We start from the raw sequence: 18661 nt of genomic DNA on the forward strand, positions 1-18661 counted from the left end.
CGGGGTGGCTCCGACGTCGTGCCTTACGGCGTCGGAGCCATCACCAATGACGTCGTGACCGAGCGGCTCATGTAGCGCGCCGTCACCTGGACCGTCTGGAACACCTCGGGCGGCTCGTTGAGCGTGAAGCGGCCGTTCTCGACGTGCACGATCATCGTATCGATGCTCACCGACCAGATGGGTGCGTATCCAGGGAAGGCCGGCTCGGTCACCAATGAGTACTGCACCGCCGGATGCGCCGGGGAGACGGTGTCGCGATCCGATTCCAGCCGCATGGTGAAGCGTGCCGCCGGATCGTTGGGATTGGCGTGTGCGAACGGGCCGTCGTAGCACGACGATGCGAGCGCGGCCGTCGCGAGGAGCGACAGCGCGGCCCGCATGGCGTGGTGCCGACGCGCGGGGGTCGAGGGTCGCATGGGGCGCCTCACCAGCTGAAGGAGAGCGTGAGTCCGAGCGCGGAGGGACCCACGCTCGGGGCGAGTCGAGCGACGCGCGCGCGGCCGAGGTCCTGCACGGCGGCGAGGTCGGCGGCGAAGGCCCGCTCGCGGCGGAGCGCGAGCAATCCCTGCCCGATCCACACCGCGGCGCCGATCGTCCCGACGGCGACCGACGCGTGACGCGCCTGCTCCGCCTTGCTGTGGAGCTTCTGCATGTCGGAGTTGATCTCGCTCGGCGCGACATATCGCGCCTGGTACGCCAGATACGTGCCGTAGTGCTCGTGCGCGATGTCGTGGAGCCGCACGGCAGCCACCGTTGCGCCGATCGCCGTGAGCCCCACCAGCACGCGCGAGTCCATGCGCGCCCCCGAGCCGGGGCGGGCGAAGCCGGGGAGCAGGGCGCCGCGCAGCAGGGTGCGGCGGGTGGACTGAGCCTCGCAACGCGCCGTCGGGCGGCGCAACGCGGCGAGCACGGTGCGTGCCCCCTCGGCGGCCCCCGGATCGAACGTCAGGCAGGGAGCGTCCTGGAGCAGCGTCGCGCCCACGACGCGTGCGGAGGCGGTGTCGCCGAGCGCGAGCAGTGCGAGCGTCGCGTGCAGGCGCGCGTCGCGCCTCACGGCCTCGTTCGTCGGCGCGCCGAGAAAATGCGGTACGGCGAGCCGCACGACGCGCTCCTGCTCGCCGGCGCCGTAGGCGGAGTGGAGCGCGCCCAGGCGCGGATCGGCGGGAGCACGCAGTGCGACCGGCGCGACGACGGTCGCCCCGAGGACGGGGCGCGCCGCGAGCGAAGACTCCCAGGCGACGCGCACCGCGACCCAGGGCAGGGCGATCCGCTCACCGACCTCGCCACTCGGGGAGCGCACCTCTACGGTGAGGTCATCGCTGACGCCCGTTGGCCCGGGGTCGAGCGTCGCCCGATCGAACGCGAGCCGCAGGTAGGCGTCGCGCGGGGTGCGGAAGCCACCTGCGCCCAGTCGCCGCACCGCGTGGCGCTCCACCACCATCGGCCGGAGGACCTGTTCGCCGCGGCGCACGATGACTTCGCCGATGTCGCGGCTGTCGGAGTAGGTCGTGTCGAGCGTGACGCGGAGCCCGCGGACGGGGGCGAGCGCGGCCTGCGTGCGCGGGTCGTCGCAATCCACCAGTCGTTCGGCGGCCGGCAGCACCATGAGCACGACCGCGTCGCGCACCTGCCAGACGTCGAGCGGGAACGGTGGGGCGGGGCGCGAGACGAAATCGGCGCTGTCGGCGGGGTGGATCTCCATCGCGAGCCGGCACCCCGCGACGAGGTGAGCGAGCCGCGCGGCATCGAAGGCCGAATCGCGCGCGGCGGGCGCGTGCACGAGGACGTCGGCGCGACGTCCTCGGACGAGGATCGGATCGACGCCCTGCGCAGGTGCGGCGGTCGACACGCCCGCGAGCGCCAGCGCGCACGCGGCGCCGAGCCCGAGGGCCAGCGTCGAGGTCCCAGGCCGCCTCATGCGATCGGCTTCCGCGCCGGCACGTGCACCGCAGGCAATCCGTGCTGCTCCAGCAACGCGTTGAAGCGCGCCAGTTCGTCGCTCTCGATCCGCTCGAGCTCCTTCAGCTGCGCATCGAGCTGCGTCGTGAGCGTCTGGTAGATCTCCCCGTGCTGCTTCGTGGGCGCGTACGCCCCCGACTGCAGCTGCATGTTGAGCGTGATGTACTTGTTGTACAGCTTGGTCGGCATGTCGAGCGTGCACTGGTCGACGTGGCACCCGACCTCGTAGAGTTCGGCGCGCACCGCCTCGATCTTCCTGCGGACCGCGTTGGCCGAGTCGGTGAGCATCGTGACCACGGCCGGATCCGCCGCCCGCTTGGCCCGGTCGGTGAGCTGCGCCTGCAGGTCCTCGGCGCGCTTCACGTGGTCCACCACCGACTGGAGGCGGTCGATCGTGCGGCGGGCCGCGGCGTACTGTGCCACGAGGTCGGCCTGCGTCGAAGTCACGCGCGGATCGGCGACGACGGTGAAGCGGCGCGCGAGCGTGTCTGCGCCGATGATCAACCGCACGCCGTACTCGCCGGGGGGAACGGACGGACCGCGCAGGGTGCCGTAGTCGATCACGGTGTTCGGCAGGCGCGGGGCCGCGGTGGAGCGCAGGTTCCAGACGAAGCGGTTCGTGCCCCGCCGCAGCGGGACGATGGAGTCGGCGGGCGCGAAGGAGAGGCTGTCGGCGTGCACCGCCGAGTCCGCGCTGGCGAAGCGGCGCAGCACGGTGCCCTGCGCGTCGGTGAACTCGAGGCGCGCCTTCGCGGCGGGGAGGTCGCGGAGGTGCCAGTCGACGATGACACCCGATGGCGGGTTGGCCCCGGTGAAGCTCCCGCCGCCGCCCGCACCGAAGAGCACGGCAGTGGCGGGCTGGAAGAGATGCGCCGGCCGCGAGCGCACGCTGTCGGCGAGCTGACGCAGCGGCGAGAGGTCGTCGATCACCCAGAAGGCGCGTCCATGGGTCGCGGCGATGAGGTCGTTCCCCTGCACGCGCAGGTCGCGCACGCTCACGCGCGGGAGGTTGAGCTGGAGCGGCTGCCAGGTCGCGCCGTCATCCAGCGAGACCCACACGCCGTACTCGGTCCCGGCATAGAGCAGTCCTCGGCGCCGAGGGTCCTCGCGCACGACACGCGTGTAGGCGGTGCGCGGGATGCCGGTGACGATCCGCGTCCAGGTACGCCCGTAGTCGCTGCTCTTCCAGAGGTACGGGGCGAAGTCGTCCTGCTGGTAGCGGTTGGCCGCGACGTAGACCGTTCCCGCGTCGTGCGGCGACGCATCGATGTGCGCGGTCCGCGTGAAGCGGCCGTACCCCGGGGGCGTGACGTCCTGCCAGGTGGCGCCCTCGTCGCGCGAGACGTGCACGCGCCCGTCGTCGGAGCCGGCCCAGAGGACGCCCTTCTGCACGGGCGATTCGGCGAAGGCGTAGATCGTCCCGTACCACTCGGCGCCGGTCATCTCGCCGTGGATGGGGCCGCCGGTGCGCCCGAGCGTGGCGGGGTCGTTGGCCGTGAGGTCGCCGCTGATGCGCTCCCAGCTCGCGCCCTCGGTGCGCGAGCGCCAGACGTGCTGTGAGGTCACGTAGAGCGTGCGCGGATCGTGCTTCGAGACGAGCACGGGGAAGGTCCACTGGAAGCGTTCGCGCACGTCCTTCGCGGCGTAGCCGTCCCAGTTGATCTCGGTGACGGAGATGTCGCGCTCCTGCCGCGCCCGATGGTCGTAGCGGGAGAACTGGCCGAGGTAGCACCCGCCGTACGTGATGTTCGGGTCGCGCGGGTCGATGGCGATCGTCGCGTTCTCGCAGCCGGCGACGGAGAAGTAGTCGCGTTCGCCGATCGCGCCGTAGTCGCTGCGCGAGGCGATGGAGATCGCCGAGTTGTCCTGCTGGGCCCCGTAGATGCGATAGGGGAACTGGTCGTCGGTGTTGACGTGATAGAACTGCGCGGTGGGCTGGTTGTGCTGGCTCGACCAGGTGACGCCGCCGTCGAAGCTCACCGTCGCGCCGCCATCATTGCCGAGGATCATGCGCCGCGGGTCATTGGGGTCGACCCAGAGGATGTGCATGTCGCCATGCGGCGCGTCGATCTCGGTGAACGTCCGGCCGCCGTCGATCGACTTGAGGACGGAGAGGTTCATCACGTAGACCGTGTTCTCGTCCTTCGGGTCGGCGGTGACGGTGGAGTAGTACCAGTTGCGGACCCAGATGCGCGCATCGTCGTTCATGCGCTCCCAGGTCGCCCCGGCGTCGTCGGAGCGGAAGAAGCCGCCGGTGGAGTCGGGGGCCTCGATGCTCGCGTAGAGGCGGCGCGGGTTCGCGCGGGAGACGTCGATGCCGATCTTGCCGAGCGGCGTGCGCGGGATCCCCGGGTTCCGGGAGATCTCGGTCCAGGTCTCGCCGCCATCGGTCGTCTTCCAGAGGCCGCTCCGGCCGCCGCCGGCGAGCATCGACCAGGGCGTGCGCTGGAACTTGTAGAACGAGGCGTACAGGATCCGGGGATTGGCCGGATCGATCGCGAGGTCCTGCGCGCCGGTCGAGTCGTCGACGAAGAGGACCTGCTTCCACGTCCGTCCGCCGTCGAGCGTGCGGAAGACGCCGCGCTCCCGGTTGGGGCCGAAGGCGTGGCCGATGGCGGAGACGTAGACGCGGTCGGCATCGCGCGGGTCGACGATGATGTCGGTGATCTGCTGCGCATCCACGAGGCCGAGGTGCTGCCAGCTCTGGCCGGCATCGGTGGAGCGGTACATCCCGGTGCCGAAGGTGAGGTCCTCGCGCAGCTGCGACTCGCCGGTCCCGACGTAGATGACGTTCGGGTCGCTCGGGGCGACGGTGATCGCGCCGACCGAGGAGATGTCGGTCTTGCCGTCGGTGATGTTCTGCCAGGTCTGGCCGCCGGTGGTGGTCCGCCAGACGCCGCCGTTCACCGAGCCCATGTAGAAGAGGAAGGGCTTGGCGAGGTCGCCGACGACGGCGTCGACGCGTCCGCCGCGATCGGGTCCCACGTTGCGCCAGCGCAGCGACTTGAAGAGCGGGGCGGTGGCGGTGCCCGAGACGTAGAGGCTGGGGTCGTACGCGGGAGCGGCTGGCGGCGCGGCGGTCGGTGCGGCGGGGCGGGCGCGCTGAGCCTGCGCGGCGGCGAGCGGCAGGAGGGCGCCCGCGACGAGCGCGGCGCCGGAACGGAGCAGGGCAGTCTTCGTCATGCGGGAATATTGCCCCGCCGGGGCCGGACGCACCACTTTCCAGCCATGCGACTCGCCCTCGGTCTCCTGGGGATGGCCCTCGCGATCGGCGGCGTGCCACTCCTCGAAGTACGCACGCCAGAGCGAGCGCACGCTCGACCGCCGGTTCGTGGTGGTGCGGTCGCGGGACGAACAGCGCCCCACACGGTGCGGGGCGCGCTTCGCGGAGTACCGCGTGCGGCGGTGTTGAGCGACATTGCGGTCCACCCCTCCCCGGCGCCATGACCGACCGACCTGAGACCGACGACGCCCTGTCGTTCGACCGCGCGATCCCCGTGATGCCCGTGAGCGTCGGCGGAAGCGCGGGAGTGACCTGCGCGAGTTGCCGGCGCCCGATCTCGGAGAGCTACCACACCGCGAATGGCGAACCGGTGTGCGATGCGTGTCGCGCGGTACTCGCCCTCGCGGCCGGGGGGGCGACGGCGCCGGCGACGATCGCGAAGGCACTCGTGTTCGGTCTCGTCGCGACCCTCGCGGGGGCGCTCGTCTACTGGGCGGTGATCCGCTTCGCGAACCTCGAGATCGGCCTCGTCTCCATCCTCTCGGGCTGGATGATCGGCAAGGCCCTGCGCGCCGGCGCGGACGGTCGGGGCGGCCGCGTGCTGCAGGTCATCGGCGCCCTGCTCGTCTACGTCTCCGTCGCGATGGCGTACTTCCCGTTCCTCTACGAGGGCGGCGTCCGCGCGGGACTCACACTCGCAGGCATCATCGTCGCGGCGCTGTTGCAGCCGATCTCGGCGATCTTCGACGGCGCGACGGGCGGGTTCCTCAGCGCACTCATCATCGGCTTCGGCATGATGCAGGCCTGGCAGCAGGCGAGACAGCCGAGCGTCGTCTTCGAAGGCCCGTTCCGCGTCGGGTCCGCCGCGACCTGAGATGACCGCTCCCCCGCCGTTCACCGCCCGTCGCTGCGCGACGTGCGGGACCGAGCTCGCCGCGAGCGCGCTCGCCTGCCCGGCCTGCCAGACACTCGTCCACGCCGACCGGTTGCGCTCAGTCGCCGCGACGGCAGAGGCGGCGGAGCGCGCCGGGAAGCTGCGTGAGGCGCGCGGCGCGTGGGAGGAGGCGCTGTCCCTCCTGCCGGCCACCACGCAGCAGCATGCGGTGATCACGGCAAGGCTCGAAGCGCTCGTCGCCCGCATCGCCGACGCCGATCCGCACCTCGGCGGCGAACCACCACCGCCGCAGGGGCCCTGGTACAAGCGCTGGGCGGGCGGCGTGGGCGCGGTGGCCGTGCTGCTACTCACCAAGGGGAAGTTCCTGCTGCTCGGGCTCACGAAGCTCCCGACACTCATCTCGATGTTCGGGTTCTTCGGCGTGTACTGGGCGGCGTTCGGCTGGCCGCTCGCGCTGGGACTCGTGGTGAGCATCTACATCCACGAGATGGGGCACGTCGCCGCGCTGCTGCGCCTGGGCATCAAGCCGAGCGCGCCGATGTTCGTGCCGGGGCTCGGGGCGTTCGTCGCGTACTCCAAGCGCGTCTCCGATCCGCGCGAGGATGCCTATGTCGGCCTCGCCGGCCCCATCTGGGGTGCGGGCGCGGGCGTGGCCGCCTTCGCTGCGGCCAAGTGGACGGGCAGCGCGACCTGGATGGCGATCGCCGAGCTGACGGGGTTCATCAACCTCTTCAACCTCATCCCCTTCTTCGGGCTCGACGGCTCGCACGGTATCAAGGTGCTCAATCGCGCGCAACGGCTCGCCGTCGTCGCGGCCTTCGCGGTGGCGTGGCAGGTGTCGGGGGTGCAGCTCATCCTGCTGCCGCTCGCGGTCACCATCTGGCGCGCGTTCGCACGCGAGACGGGCCGTGGTGATGCGCGTACGCTGGCGAACTTCCTCGGGCTGATCGCGGTCCTGACCTGGCTGGCCGCGCTCGAGACGGTCTAGCGCCCGTCGCGCGGCCGGACCGGCAGCACGAGCCGTGATGGATGCGCCGGGTCATGGCGGATGGTGATCCGCGCCCGCTGCGCGACCGCGCTGGTGTTCACGTGCGCTCCCGTCTGCAGGTTGAGCGAGAAGTGCGGTTGGAACGCGCCCATCACCTGGACGCGGATGCGGTGACCCGCGGCGAACTCGTTGGCGGTGATCAGGTCGCCGAGGCGGAGCAGGTAGGTGCGTCCCGGCTCCAACAGCTGACGGCCCCGCTCCGGCTCGCGGTACGACGCCCGCAACAGTTCGAGCCCCGGCGACATCAGGTTGTACGCTGTGCCGTCGGGCGCGACATCGAGCAGCTTCACGTAGACGTCCACGTCGCGCGCGTCCGTCTCGAGGTGGAGTTCGACGGTGATGCCACCGATCACCTCGAGCGGCCCGGCCAGCGGCGCCGTCTCGAAGGTGAGGAGGTCGTTGCGGGCGGCGAGCGTGCGGAAGTCGTGCGCACCGTACCGCGCGTCGAACGGATCGCGCACCGGATCATCGGGGTCGGAAACGAAGCTGCTCGCGGCGCGGGGTGTGCTCGGCGCGCGTGCCGTGAGCGCGCCACTCGGCGCGAACCAGAGTGTCTCGGCGGCCATGCCCGGCAACGGCCAAGTGGAGGCGTCGCGCCACCGGTTCGCGCCCATGACGAAGACCCGCACCGGTGGTTCTCGGTCGACGCCGTTGTCGATCCCGCGCACATGATGGTCGAGCCAGCGGAGGATCACCTCGTCGTAGTCGATCGCCGCGTCGGGCCCGAACTCGCGTTCCCCGCTGCGCGTGCGCGCGGTGGCGTCGACGCCGTGGACCCAAGGCCCGATGCGCATGGCCGTGCGCGCGGCGGCCGTCCCTCGCGCCGCGACCAACCCCATGAAGTTGCGCGTGGCGCCGTTCGGGCCGTAGGCCTCGTCATGCCATCCGCTGAGGTTGAGCACGGCCGCCGTCGTGCGGCTGTACCGCCCAGAGAGCTCGGCCCAATCCCACCACGGGTCGCTCGGCTCGTGTCGCATCCACTCGTAGTACCAGGGCGCGATCGGCCGGAAATCAGGGAGGTCGAGCAACGGACGCTGCGCGAGCACGCGCGCCTCCTCGCGTTCCCAGGTCGAATCCGCCTCGGCGTAGGTGCGCGCTCCCGCGAGACCGAGCCGTCGGCGCAGGTCCGGTGCGATGTTCATCCAGGTCCATGACGCCCAGCTCAGGTCGAACGCCCCGCCCGAATAGAAGAACTGCCGCGGACTCGCGAAGCTCATCGCCGGCACGATCGCCTTGAGGTGCGGCGGCGATTCCATCGCCGCGAGCCATTGGACCGCGGCCGGATAGGAGAGCCCGAACATCCCGATCGCGCCGGTCGACCAGGGCTGCACCGCCGCCCATTCGATGGTGTCGTAGCCGTCGCGTCCCTCTTGCCGGTAGGCCTCGAAGGTGCCGTCGGAGGCGTAGCGGCCGCGGACGTCCTGCACGAGCACCGCGTACCCGCGCGCGACGGCGTGCTGCACCGTCGTGTAGTCGATCACCACCTCGCGCTTGTCGTACGGCGTCCGGTACACGAGTACCGGGAACGCACGTCCTTCGCGTGGCCGATACAGGTCGGCGCGGAGCGACACGCCGTCGCGCATGGGGACGGCCACGTCGTGGTCGACACGCCAGCCGGTGTCGGCCGGGGCGGCGACCTGCAGTAGCGCGACCAGCGAGAGGAACGGGGCGAGGGCCATGAGGCGGGGAGCGGAGCGGTCCGGCACGCTGCATCTTCCTGCCACGCAAGATGCCACACGGACGCCGGGTTCGCTCGGCCCTCCGCGTCCCTCACCGGACCGACCATGCCTCGCCGATTCCCGCTGGCGCTCCTCCCTGCCGTCATCGCCGTCGTCGCGCTCGCTGCTGCGGCCGCGGATGCCCGGCCGAACCTCGTGCAGCAGCCCGCGACCGCGATGCGGGGCTTCTCACCCGCCGCCGCGGCCGCCGAGCGCTCAGTCGAAGAGGCGCTCGCGGCGCGCCTCGACCGCGACTCGGTGCGCGCCTTCTTCCGGCACTTCACCGACCAGCCGCACCCGGCGGGCTCGGCGCGCAACTACGAGCTGGCGCAGTTCCTCGCCGAGAAGTGGAAGGCCTACGGCCTCGAGCAGGTGCAGTTGCGGCGGTACGACGTGCTCCTCCCCTGGCCGCGTGAGGTGCGCGTGGAGATGGTCGCCCCCACGCGCTACGTCGCGTCCCTGCGCGAGGACGCCTACCTCGCCGACCCGCACACGGCGCAGGATCCCGGGCTCACCTACCTCGGCATGTCCGCCTCGGGCGACGTCACGGGCGAGCTCGTGTACGCATCGAGCGGCAACCCCGCGGACTACGACTGGCTCGAGGCGCAGGGGATCGACCTCAAGGGGAAGATCGCGATCGTGCGCTACTCGGTGCCGTACAGCTATCGCGGCTTCAAGGCGCTCACTGCCGAGCGGCGCGGACTCAAGGCGCTCATCATCTACTCCGATCCGGCGCAGGACGGCTTCGCGAAGGGGGCCACCTTCCCCGATGGACCGTGGGGACCGGAGAGTCACATCCAGCGCGGTGCGCTCTCCTATGACTTCATGTATGCGGGCGATCCCCTCACCCCCGGCGTCCCCTCCATCCCGGGCGTGCCGCGGATCGACGAGCGGGAGTCCGCGCAGATCCCGCGCATCATCGCGGTGCCCATGTCGTACCGCGATGCCGCGCCGCTCCTCCGCGCGCTCGGTGGGCCCGTGGCACCGGCCGAGTGGCAGGGGGCGATGCCGTTCACCTATCACGTGGGCGGTGGGCCGGCGACGGTGCGCGTGAAGGTCGACATGGACGGCGCGACACGGCCCATCTGGGTCGTCGAAGGCCGCATCCTCGGCAGCGAGGAACCGGACAAGTACGTCGTGCTCGGCAATCATCGCGACGCCTGGGTGTTCGGCGCGGTCGATCCGTCGTCGGGCACCGCGACGCAACTCGAGCTCGCGCGCGTGCTCGGCGGTCTCGCGCGGGAAGGGAAGCGGCCGCGGCGCTCGGTCGTCTTCGCGAGCTGGGACGCGGAGGAGTGGCACCTGACCGGGTCGACGGAATGGGGCGAACAGTTCGCCGAAGACCTCCGGCAGAACGCGATCGCGTACCTAAACGTCGACGGCTCCACGAGCGGTCCCGACTTCGAGGCGGGCGCGATCGCGTCGCTCAACGTTCTCGTGGCCGAGACGGTGCGGGATGTGCGCGACCCGGGGCGGAGCGGCAGCGTGCTCGAGAGCTGGGGGAAGGCGATCGAGTCGGAGCGCGCGGCGGTGATCGGTGGTGGTGCGACGCGCGCCGCCAACGTGTCGCGACCGATCGACTATCCCGGCAATGCGCTCGGCTCGGGTTCGGACTACACCGTGTTCCTCAACTTCCTCGGATTGCCCGTGGTGGAGATGGCCTTCGGCGGCGACTACGGCGTCTATCACTCCATCTATGACGACGCCTACTGGATGGAGCACTTCGGCGACCCCGGCTACCGCTACATGACCGCGATGGGCGACGTGTGGGGCCGGATGGCGTTGCGGCTGGCCAACGCGGAACACTATCCGCACGACTTCGGGCTCTATGCGGATCGGGTGCGCGGGTTCCTCGACGCGCTCGCGGCCGTACCGGGCGTGGCGGGGCAGGTGGACCTCGCGTCCGCGCGTGCCGCCGAGGCGTCATGGCGCGCGGAGGCGGTGCGCCTGGAGACGGCGCTGCGCACGACGCTCGCGCAGGCGCCGAGTGCCGCCCGTACGGCGCGGCTGGCGCGCATGAACGAGGCGATGCGGCGGGTGGAGCAGTCCCTGCTGAGCGCCGAGGGCATCCCCGGTCGGCCCTGGTTCAAGCATGTCCTGTACGCGCCCAAGTACACCTACGCCGCCATGACGCTCCCCGGCGTGCAGGAGGCGGTGGACGCGCAGGACTGGGCGCGCGCGCGTGCGCAGGTCACCGTGCTCGCCGCACGACTGCAAGCGGCCGCAGCGGCTACGCGCGCGGCCGCGCGTGCCGATGCACCGCCGCGATGAGGGCGGCCGGGGAGATCGGCTTGCCGAGCACCTCGCGTGCGCCATTCGCGCGGAGCACCGGGTCGGCCTGATCGCCGTACCCGGTCAGGATGACGACCGGCGGCGGGTCGGCCTCCCGCTGGACGGCCTCGAGCAGCGCCGTGCCGTCCATCACCGGCATCATGAGGTCGCTGAGGACGAGCTCGAACGGTCGCGCGCGCACGAGGGTGAGTGCCTCGGCGCCGTTCGCGGCGGTGGTGACCTCGAATCCGGCGTGATCGAGCAAGTGATGCAGCAGATTCACGAGCATCGGCTCATCGTCGACGACGAGCACGCGCGTTGGGAGGCTCATTGGACGGTCCCGACCGTCGCGAGCGGGAGCCGCAGCTCGAACGTGGTGTGTGGCGCGTTGGCGATGTAGGCGAACTCCCCGCGGCCGCGCTCGATGATGGAGCGCACGATGCTCAGCCCGACGCCGACCCCGAGGCCGGGTGGCTTGGTCGAGAAGAACGGGACACCGAGCTTCGCGACGTCATCGGGCGCGACACCTGGCCCCCCGTCGCTGCATCGCAGGACGATGCGGTCACCCGCGCGCTCGGCTTCGAGTCGCGCCCATGGAGCGTCGCTGCCGACGGCGTCGAACGCATTGTCGAGGAGCAGCAGCACGGCGCGCAGGACGTCGGCGGGACGGCCTGCGACGGAGGCGCCGTCCGTCCGGTCGTCGACCGTCAGCGCGATGCCGCGGCTCTCGAAGCGAGAGCGTGAGAGATCCATCGCGAGCATGAGCGTCGTCGCGACGGGAGCCGGCTCCTCCGGGTCGTGCCGCGCATCGCGCGCGAGCGTCCGGAGGGCGCGCGTGATCGCTCCAGCGCGTCGGCCCATCTCGCGGATGGCGCGCACGCTGTCGCGCACCGACTCCGGCTGCGCGGGATCGTCCTCGACGGCGGTCGCGAGGAGGTCGCCGCCGACCTTGATCACCTGCAGCGGCGTGTTGAGCTCGTGCGCGAGCGTCGCGGCGAACCGGGCAAGGGTCGCGCTCCGCGACTCCTCCTCGAGCCGCACCTGGTGCCGCGCGCGCTCCCGTTCGGTGATGTCGAAATGCGTGCCGGTGAAGCGGATCGGGCGGCCGTCGGCGTCGCGGCCGGAGATCCGGCCCCGGTCGAGGATGTACCGCCACTCGCCGTCGGTGTGCCTCATGCGATGCACGTTCTCGTAGCGCGGCGTCCGGCCCTCGATGTGCGACGCGATGTCGCGATAGCAGCCGTCGAGGTCCTCGTGATGCACGCGGGAGGACCAGGTGCCGAGCACCATCGGCGTGGTGGCGTGATCGAGACCGAGCATCTCGCACCACCGGCGATCGAACTGGACCGAGTCGTCGCGCAGGTCCCAGTCCCAGATGCCGAGGTTCGCGCCTTCGAGCGCGAGATCGAGTCGTTGCAGCAGCTGTTCGTTCGTGAGCGAGTCGAGGAAGATCTGGGTGAGACCCAACGAACCCTCGCGGAGGTCGAGACCCCGAGAACATACGGGGGGCGCCGCATCGGCGCCCCCCGTATGGTCCTGCGCGCATCCATTCACCGATCCAGCATCCGCTCCTGCTCAGGGGATCGGCTTCGGCTTCATGGGCTTGGTGCCATTCAGGCGAGGACGCGGCCCGTTGCCGACCTCGACCGTCAGGTCGCGGAGCAGTGTGGTGATCCGCGCATAGTGCGGATAGTCGATGAACTCCGCCTCGTCGCTGCGCTGGTGGTAGTCCCCGTGCAGGCCGGTGAAGAAGAACGCGATCGGCACGCCCTCGCGGGCATAGTTGATGTGGTCCGAGCGGCCGTAGAGGTTGTTGTAGCCCGCCCAGCTGATCGGCTCATCGAACTTGTAGTCGAGCTTGAGCGGCGTGGCCTGTCGCTGATTCACGGACTGCACCGCGTCGCCCAGGTCCTTGGAGTCGAAGAACGACCCGATCACGCCGACGAAGTCGTCGCCGCCGCCGGGCAGGTCCTCGGCGCGGCCGCGGCCGATCATGTCCACGTTGATCGTCGCGACGATCGAGTCGATCGGCACCGTGGGGTTGCGCGCGAAGAACGCCGAGCCGACCAGACCGCCTTCCTCGCCGGTGTGCCAGATGAAGAGCGTCGAGCGCTTCGGCTTCACGCGCATCGTGGCGATGGCCTCCGCGACCTCGAGCACGCCCATCGAGCCGGATCCGTCGTCGTCGGCGCCGTTGTTGATCGAGTCGAGCCGCGCCACCGGATGCACGCGGCGGATGCTGTCCATGTTCACCTTGAACGTCTGCAGCACGTCGATGGTCGGCTGCGCCATGTTGTTGGCGAGCATCCAACGGATGCGCTGGTCGTTGAAGGCCTTCAGCGAGTCCTTGTCCACCGGCGGTGCGAAGCCCACGTGGTCGTTGTGCGCGCCGATGATGACGTACTGGTTCCGGAGCACCGGATCCGATCCCGGGATCACGCCGATGACGTTGCGCGCCCACTCGGTGGGCAGCTCGACGAAGTCGAGCGAGGCGTTGACCGTGCCGCCGCGTGTGCCGGCCGCGAGGCCATCGATGCGGGCCCGGCTGAACATCCGCGCTGCCGCCTCGCGCGTGAGGCGGAGCGTCGCCTGCGGCTGGAGCGCGAGCAACTGCGTGCGGAGCAGCGCGATCGAATCGACCGTGGCCGGGGCGGCGCCAGGGGGCGCCCCACGGCCGCCGCCGAGCTGGCTGGCGACGGTCGGTTCATTGAGCGCGGCCCGCTGCGCGGGTGTCAGGTCATCGAGGTCGATCGTCGCGATGGCCACGGCGTCCGCGAACCGATTGGGCGCCGCCGGACCGCCCGGCCGCCCGCCGCCGAACGCCTGCTGCGCCGGCCCTTGGCCCGCTCCGCGGCGCCCCGGCGCCGGGAGCAGCACCACGAACTTCCCCGCCGCCTCCGCCGCACTGATCTGCGTCGTGGTGTCGCCCATCGTCCCGCCGAAGATCACCTCGACGTTCGCGATCGCCCGCGGTGCGCGCTGGCCCGGGATCGCGACGAAGTCGGTGTTCCAGGCCAGCGGATTGCCGTTCACCGTGAGCCGGGAGCTCGACGTGAACTTGCGCACATGGTAGGGCAGCACCTGGAAGTAGCCGCCGTTGTCGCCCATCGGGACGAGGCCGAGACGCTTGGCCTCGGCGGCGATGTAGTCGGTGCCCTTCTTGTTGCCGACTCGGCCGACCTGACGACCCTGCATCGAGTCGTCGGCGAACTGATAGAGGCGGATCTGCAGGTCACGCGCCGTGATCGCGGCCGCGGTCGGCGCGGGGCGCATCGTCGGCGGATTGCCGTACCGGTTGGTGCGCGGCGCCTGCGCCGACGCGACGAGGGGCGCCACGACCAGCGGCGCGATGAGCGTGAGGCGGGCGAGCCCGAAGGTTCGCATGCGTGCTCCAGAGTGTGGTGTTGTGGGCGAAACGTACTCGCTCAATCTACGGCGCGACTCCGCGCGGCGTTCAGCCCGGCGCCCGTTCACGCCGGGGTCGTCACGTAGTCCTCGGCGCGGACCCGTCCCACCGTGCGACGGAAGCGTCCGAGTCCGTAGGGCCACAGCGCGGCGTTGCGCCCGGTCCGGTCGAGGTACCAGCTCGTGCACCCGCCCTGCATCCAGACCGTCTCCGCGAGCCCGGCGTCCATCTCGCCGACGAATCGCGCCTGCGCCTCCGCGCGCGGTTCGATGGCTCGCGCGCCGCGCCGCGCGAGCAACGCGAGCGCCCCCATGACGTGCGCCACCTGTGCCTCGGCGATCATCAGCACCGAGGAGTGGCCCAGTCCCGTGTTCGGGCCCATCAGCATGTAGAGATTGGGGAAGCCCGCGACCGTCGTGCCCATGTACGCCTTGGGGCTCCCCGCCCACGCCTCGGCGAGCGAGCGCCCCTCGCGTCCGACGATCACTGGCGCGAGGATCGGGTCGGTGACGCGGAAGCCGGTCGCGAGCACGAGGATGTCGGCGAGGTGCTTCGCACCGTCGCCGGTGACGATGCCGTCGGGCTCCACGCGCGCGACCCCGTGCGGTACGAGCGTGACGTTGGGCTGCGTGAGCGCGGGGTAGTAGTCGTTGGAGAGCAGCAGCCGCTTGCACCCGATGCCGTAGTGCGGGGTGAGCGCGGCGCGCAACGCGGGGTCGCGCACCTGTCGCCGGAGGTGGAGGCCGATGACGCGCTCCATGAGTCGGCGCACCCCCGCGTGGCGGAACGGGTGCAGGAGCAGCTCGTGCTCCACGTACTGCAGCCCGCGGACCAACCGATGCAGCAACGGGAAATCGCGGTAAAGGCCGCGCCGCCAAGCGGGGACCTCGTGATCCCAGCGGGGCAGCACCCACGCCGGCGTGCGTTGTGCCACGACGAGGTGCCGTACCTGCGGCTGGATGGCCGGGATGACCTGGATCGCCGATGCGCCGGTGCCGATGACCGCGACGCGCTTCCCCTCGAGCGCGACCCGCGCATCCCACCGCGCCGTGTGGAAGGCAGGGCCGGCGAAGGTCGAGAGCCCCGGAAGGTCCGGGACGATCGGGTCGCTCAGCGCGCCGTTCGCCATCACCACCGACTGCGCCTGCCAGGTGCCGCTCGTCGACGTCACGACCCAGCGCTCCGCCGCGGCGTCCCAGCGCGCGCCGGTGACCTCCTCGTCGAACCGGATGAACGGCAGGATCCCGTGCTCCGTCGCGACGCGCACGAGATACGCTTCGATCTCCGGTTGGCGCGCGAACGTGTGCGACCAGTCGGGATTGGGCGCGAACGACAGCGAGTAGAGCGCGCTCTCCACGTCACAGGCGCAGCCCGGATACCGGTTGTCGCGCCAGGTGCCGCCGAGCGCGGCGGCGCGCTCGAGGATCACGAAGTCCTCGTGCCCGGCGCGGCGGAGCGCCACCGCCATGGCGATGCCGGCGAACCCGCTGCCGATGATGAGGACGCGGTGGTCGCGCGACGGGTGAGCGGGGCGGGTGGGCATGTGCGCCGAAAGATGCCACACCACGGGGCACTGGTCAGGTCCTCCCGCCTCGCGTAGCATCAGGCACGCCATCCCGCCCCCGCCGTCCGAGGCTCAGTTCATGTCGTCCTCCGCTCCCGCGTCGTCCGTTCCCTCGCACGCCCGCGTCGTCGTCATCGGCGGCGGGGTGATCGGCTGCTCCGTCGCCTACCACCTCGCGCACATGGGCTGTCGCGACGTCGTGCTCCTCGAGCGGCACCAGCTCACCGCGGGCACGACCTGGCACTCGGCGGGCCTCATGGTGACGTTCGGGTCCACCTCCGAGACCTCGACCGAGTTCCGGAAGTACACCCGCGACCTCTACGCGCGACTGGAGGCCGAGACGGGACAGGCGACCGGCTTCATGCCGGTCGGGTTCATCGAGTGCGCGATCGATGCGGACCGTCTCGAGGAGTATCGTCGCGTCTCGACCTTCAATCGCTACTGCGGCGTCGACGTCCACGAGATCTCGGCGCGCGAGGTGCAGGAGCTCTTCCCCGTCGCGCGGACGGACGACATCCTCGCGGGCTTCTACGTGAAGGAGGATGGGCGCGTCAATCCGGTGGATGTGACGATGGCGCTCGCGCGGGGCGCGAAGCAGCAGGGCGCGACGATCCTCGAGGGCGTGGCCGCGACCGGCCTGCTGCGCGCACACGGCGCCGTGACGGGCGTACGCACCGCGCAGGGCGATATCGCGTGCGAGATGGTGATCAACTGCGCCGGCGCCTGGGGGCGACAGCTCGGCGCCGAGGCGGGCGTGACCATCCCGCTGCAGGCGGCCGAGCACTACTACCTGCTGACGGAGGAGATCGCGGGCGTGTCGAAGTCGTGGCCGGTGCTGGAGGATCCGGCCTCCTACGGCTACTTCCGCGAGGAGGGCGGCGGCCTCATGATCGGGCTGTTCGAGCCGATCTGCGCGCCCTGGAAGCTGGAGGGGGTGCCCGAGGACTTCGCCTTCGGCGAGATCCCGCCCGACTGGGATCGCGTGGGCCAGTACATCGAGACCGCGATGAAGCGCGTGCCGATCTCGATGCAGACCGGCGTCAAGAAGCTCTTCTGCGGGCCCGAATCGTTCACGCCCGATCTGCGCCCCTGCCTCGGAGAGTCGCCGGAGCTCCGCAACTACTTCGTCGCCGCGGGGCTCAACTCGATCGGTATCCTGACCGGCGGTGGCGTCGGGCGCGCGATGGCGCACTGGATGCTCACGGGGCGGCCCGACTGCGACATGACGGGCTTCCATCTCGATCGGCTGCACAAGTACCAGGCCAATCCCGAGTACCGCCGGACGCGCACGGTCGAGTCGCTCGGCATGGTCTACCAGACGCACTACCCCAACCGCTCGATGCTCACCGCGCGCGGCGCCAAGCGCTCGGCGATCCATGAGCGCCTCGTGGCGCGCGGCGCCTGGTTCAAGGATGTGAGTGGCTGGGAAGGGGCTGACTGGTACACGCCCGACGGGTCGACGCCCGGCCAGGAACCGTTCACGTTCGGGCGTCCCGCGAGTTGGGCGAATTGGAAGGCCGAGCACGACGCGTGCCGCGAGGGCGTCATCCTCATGGACATGTCGTTCATGTCGAAGTTCCTCGTGCAGGGACGCGATGCGGGGCGCGTGCTCGACCACATCTCGGCCGGGTCGGTGGACGGCGAGAGCGGCCGCACGACCTACACGCAGTGGTTGAACGACGGCGGCACGCTCGAGGCGGACCTCACGGTCACCAAGCTCGACCCGACCTTCGGCGCGGGGAACGTCGGGCATCAGTATCTCGTGGTCGCGGCCGACAACGCGCACCGGCACGTGGAGACCTGGATGCGGCGGCACACGCCCCCGGAGGCGCACTGCTTCGTCACCGACGTGACGAGCGCGTACGCCCAGATCAACATCCAGGGGCCGCGCTCGCGCGCGTTGCTCCAGTCGCTGACGACGGCCGACCTCTCCAACGCGGCCTTCCCCTTCCGCACGGCGCGCGAGATCGACCTCGGGTTCGCCCGCGTCCTGCTGGTGCGCATCACCTATCTGGGCGAGCTGGGCTACGAGCTCTACATCCCGAGCGAGCAGGCGGTGCACGTGTACGATCTCGTTGTCGAGGCCGGGAAGGCGCATGGGCTGCGCCACGCCGGACTGAAGGCGCTCGCGAGCCTGCGCATGGAGAAGGCGTACCGCGACTACGGGCACGACATCGACAACACGGACAGCGTGCTCGAGGTGGGACTGGGATTCGCGGTGGACCTGACGAAGCCGGACTTCATCGGCAAGTCGGCGGTGCTGGCGAAGAAGGCGGCGGGCGTCCGGAAGAAGCTGGTGCAGGTGCTGGTGAAGGACCCGGAGCCTCTGCTGTTCCACGCCGAGGTGGTGCGGCGGGATGGCGTCGAGATGGGGTACGTGCGCGCGGCGTCGTACGGGCACACCCTCGGCGGGGCGGTGGGGCTCGCCATGATCGAGCGCGCCGCGGAGCCGATCACCGAGGAGTGGCTGCGCGCGGGCACCTGGGACGTCGAGATCGCCGGAGCGCGCTACCCGATGGTCGCGTCGCTCAAGCCGATGTATGACCCGGCGATGGAGCGGATCCGGGCGTAGCGGTA

Annotated in this window: 12 protein-coding genes; 4 read left to right on the top strand and 8 right to left on the bottom strand. The window is 70.9% G+C overall.

Going from position 1 to position 18661, the window contains the following annotated elements:
* Positions 1-23: 23 nt before the first annotated feature.
* The 3 genes from IPJ78_11860 to IPJ78_11870 are packed head-to-tail and all read right to left on the bottom strand — an operon-like array spanning position 24 to position 5142.
* Positions 24-416, bottom strand: coding sequence for a hypothetical protein (locus tag IPJ78_11860; GenBank protein MBK7907245.1), 393 nt, complete (start codon positions 414-416; stop codon positions 24-26).
* Between the two features lie 8 nt (positions 417-424).
* On the bottom strand, positions 425-1918 hold the full coding sequence (locus IPJ78_11865; GenBank protein MBK7907246.1) for a hypothetical protein: 1494 nt from the start codon (positions 1916-1918) through the stop codon (positions 425-427).
* Entirely contained in the window at positions 1915-5142 is a 3228-nt protein-coding gene (locus tag IPJ78_11870; protein ID MBK7907247.1) for a glycosyl hydrolase, read from the bottom strand. The genes IPJ78_11865 and IPJ78_11870 overlap by 4 nt, the downstream gene beginning before the upstream one ends.
* Before the next feature lie 260 nt (positions 5143-5402).
* Here IPJ78_11870 and IPJ78_11875 point away from each other — a divergent pair, with 260 nt between their 5' ends.
* Both IPJ78_11875 and IPJ78_11880 read left to right on the top strand, forming a co-directional pair.
* Positions 5403-6056 (top strand): hypothetical protein, encoded by a 654-nt coding sequence (locus IPJ78_11875; GenBank protein ID MBK7907248.1) that lies wholly within the window; start codon positions 5403-5405, stop codon positions 6054-6056.
* 1 nt (position 6057) lies between these two features.
* Entirely contained in the window at positions 6058-7065 is a 1008-nt protein-coding gene (locus IPJ78_11880; GenBank protein ID MBK7907249.1) for a site-2 protease family protein, read from the top strand.
* Here IPJ78_11880 and IPJ78_11885 read toward each other — a convergent pair.
* Positions 7062-8831: a CocE/NonD family hydrolase gene (locus tag IPJ78_11885; GenBank protein MBK7907250.1), complete on the bottom strand. Its 1770-nt coding sequence runs from the start codon at positions 8829-8831 to the stop codon at positions 7062-7064. The genes IPJ78_11880 and IPJ78_11885 overlap by 4 nt on opposite strands.
* A 78-nt stretch (positions 8832-8909) precedes the next feature.
* On the opposite strand from IPJ78_11885, the gene IPJ78_11890 reads away from it, so the two are divergent.
* Positions 8910-11114 carry a M28 family metallopeptidase gene (locus IPJ78_11890; GenBank protein MBK7907251.1) on the top strand — a complete coding sequence of 735 codons (2205 nt, stop codon included), beginning with the start codon at positions 8910-8912 and terminating at the stop codon, positions 11112-11114.
* On the opposite strand, the gene IPJ78_11895 is transcribed toward IPJ78_11890, so the two are convergent.
* The 4 genes from IPJ78_11895 to IPJ78_11910 all read right to left on the bottom strand — a co-directional run bounded on the left by IPJ78_11895 (position 11074) and on the right by IPJ78_11910 (position 16063).
* Complete coding sequence (locus IPJ78_11895; GenBank protein ID MBK7907252.1) at positions 11074-11445, bottom strand: response regulator; 372 nt, start codon at positions 11443-11445, stop codon at positions 11074-11076. The genes IPJ78_11890 and IPJ78_11895 overlap by 41 nt on opposite strands.
* Positions 11442-12581: a PAS domain-containing protein gene (locus IPJ78_11900; protein MBK7907253.1), complete on the bottom strand. Its 1140-nt coding sequence runs from the start codon at positions 12579-12581 to the stop codon at positions 11442-11444. Before IPJ78_11900 ends, IPJ78_11895 begins: the two co-directional genes overlap by 4 nt.
* Positions 12582-12689: 108 nt before the next feature.
* The gene (locus IPJ78_11905) at positions 12690-14498 is read right to left on the bottom strand and encodes a M28 family peptidase (protein ID MBK7907254.1); all 1809 of its coding nucleotides are present in this window, start codon (positions 14496-14498) and stop codon (positions 12690-12692) included.
* An 86-nt stretch (positions 14499-14584) separates the two neighbouring features.
* The gene (locus IPJ78_11910) at positions 14585-16063 is read right to left on the bottom strand and encodes an NAD(P)/FAD-dependent oxidoreductase (GenBank protein ID MBK7907255.1); all 1479 of its coding nucleotides are present in this window, start codon (positions 16061-16063) and stop codon (positions 14585-14587) included.
* Between the two features lie 100 nt (positions 16064-16163).
* On the opposite strand from IPJ78_11910, the gene IPJ78_11915 reads away from it, so the two are divergent.
* Positions 16164-18656 carry a GcvT family protein gene (locus IPJ78_11915; protein MBK7907256.1) on the top strand — a complete coding sequence of 831 codons (2493 nt, stop codon included), beginning with the start codon at positions 16164-16166 and terminating at the stop codon, positions 18654-18656.
* Positions 18657-18661: the final 5 nt, after the last annotated feature.

Source organism: Gemmatimonadota bacterium (assembly GCA_016714015.1).
GTDB lineage: Bacteria > Gemmatimonadota > Gemmatimonadetes > Gemmatimonadales > Gemmatimonadaceae > Pseudogemmatithrix.

What these genes read in the sequence shown, in the direction of transcription:
- IPJ78_11860 (MBK7907245.1), bottom strand. Translation starts at nt 416, where the DNA reads ATGCGACCCTCGACCCCCGCGCGTCGGCACCACGCCATGCGGGCCGCG.
- IPJ78_11895 (MBK7907252.1), bottom strand. Translation starts at nt 11,445, where the DNA reads ATGAGCCTCCCAACGCGCGTGCTCGTCGTCGACGATGAGCCGATGCTC.
- IPJ78_11870 (MBK7907247.1), bottom strand. Translation starts at nt 5,142, where the DNA reads ATGACGAAGACTGCCCTGCTCCGTTCCGGCGCCGCGCTCGTCGCGGGC.
- IPJ78_11865 (MBK7907246.1), bottom strand. Translation starts at nt 1,918, where the DNA reads ATGAGGCGGCCTGGGACCTCGACGCTGGCCCTCGGGCTCGGCGCCGCG.
- IPJ78_11890 (MBK7907251.1), top strand. Translation starts at nt 8,910, where the DNA reads ATGCCTCGCCGATTCCCGCTGGCGCTCCTCCCTGCCGTCATCGCCGTC.
- IPJ78_11910 (MBK7907255.1), bottom strand. Translation starts at nt 16,063, where the DNA reads ATGCCCACCCGCCCCGCTCACCCGTCGCGCGACCACCGCGTCCTCATC.
- IPJ78_11905 (MBK7907254.1), bottom strand. Translation starts at nt 14,498, where the DNA reads ATGCGAACCTTCGGGCTCGCCCGCCTCACGCTCATCGCGCCGCTGGTC.
- IPJ78_11880 (MBK7907249.1), top strand. Translation starts at nt 6,058, where the DNA reads ATGACCGCTCCCCCGCCGTTCACCGCCCGTCGCTGCGCGACGTGCGGG.
- IPJ78_11915 (MBK7907256.1), top strand. Translation starts at nt 16,164, where the DNA reads ATGTCGTCCTCCGCTCCCGCGTCGTCCGTTCCCTCGCACGCCCGCGTC.
- IPJ78_11875 (MBK7907248.1), top strand. Translation starts at nt 5,403, where the DNA reads ATGACCGACCGACCTGAGACCGACGACGCCCTGTCGTTCGACCGCGCG.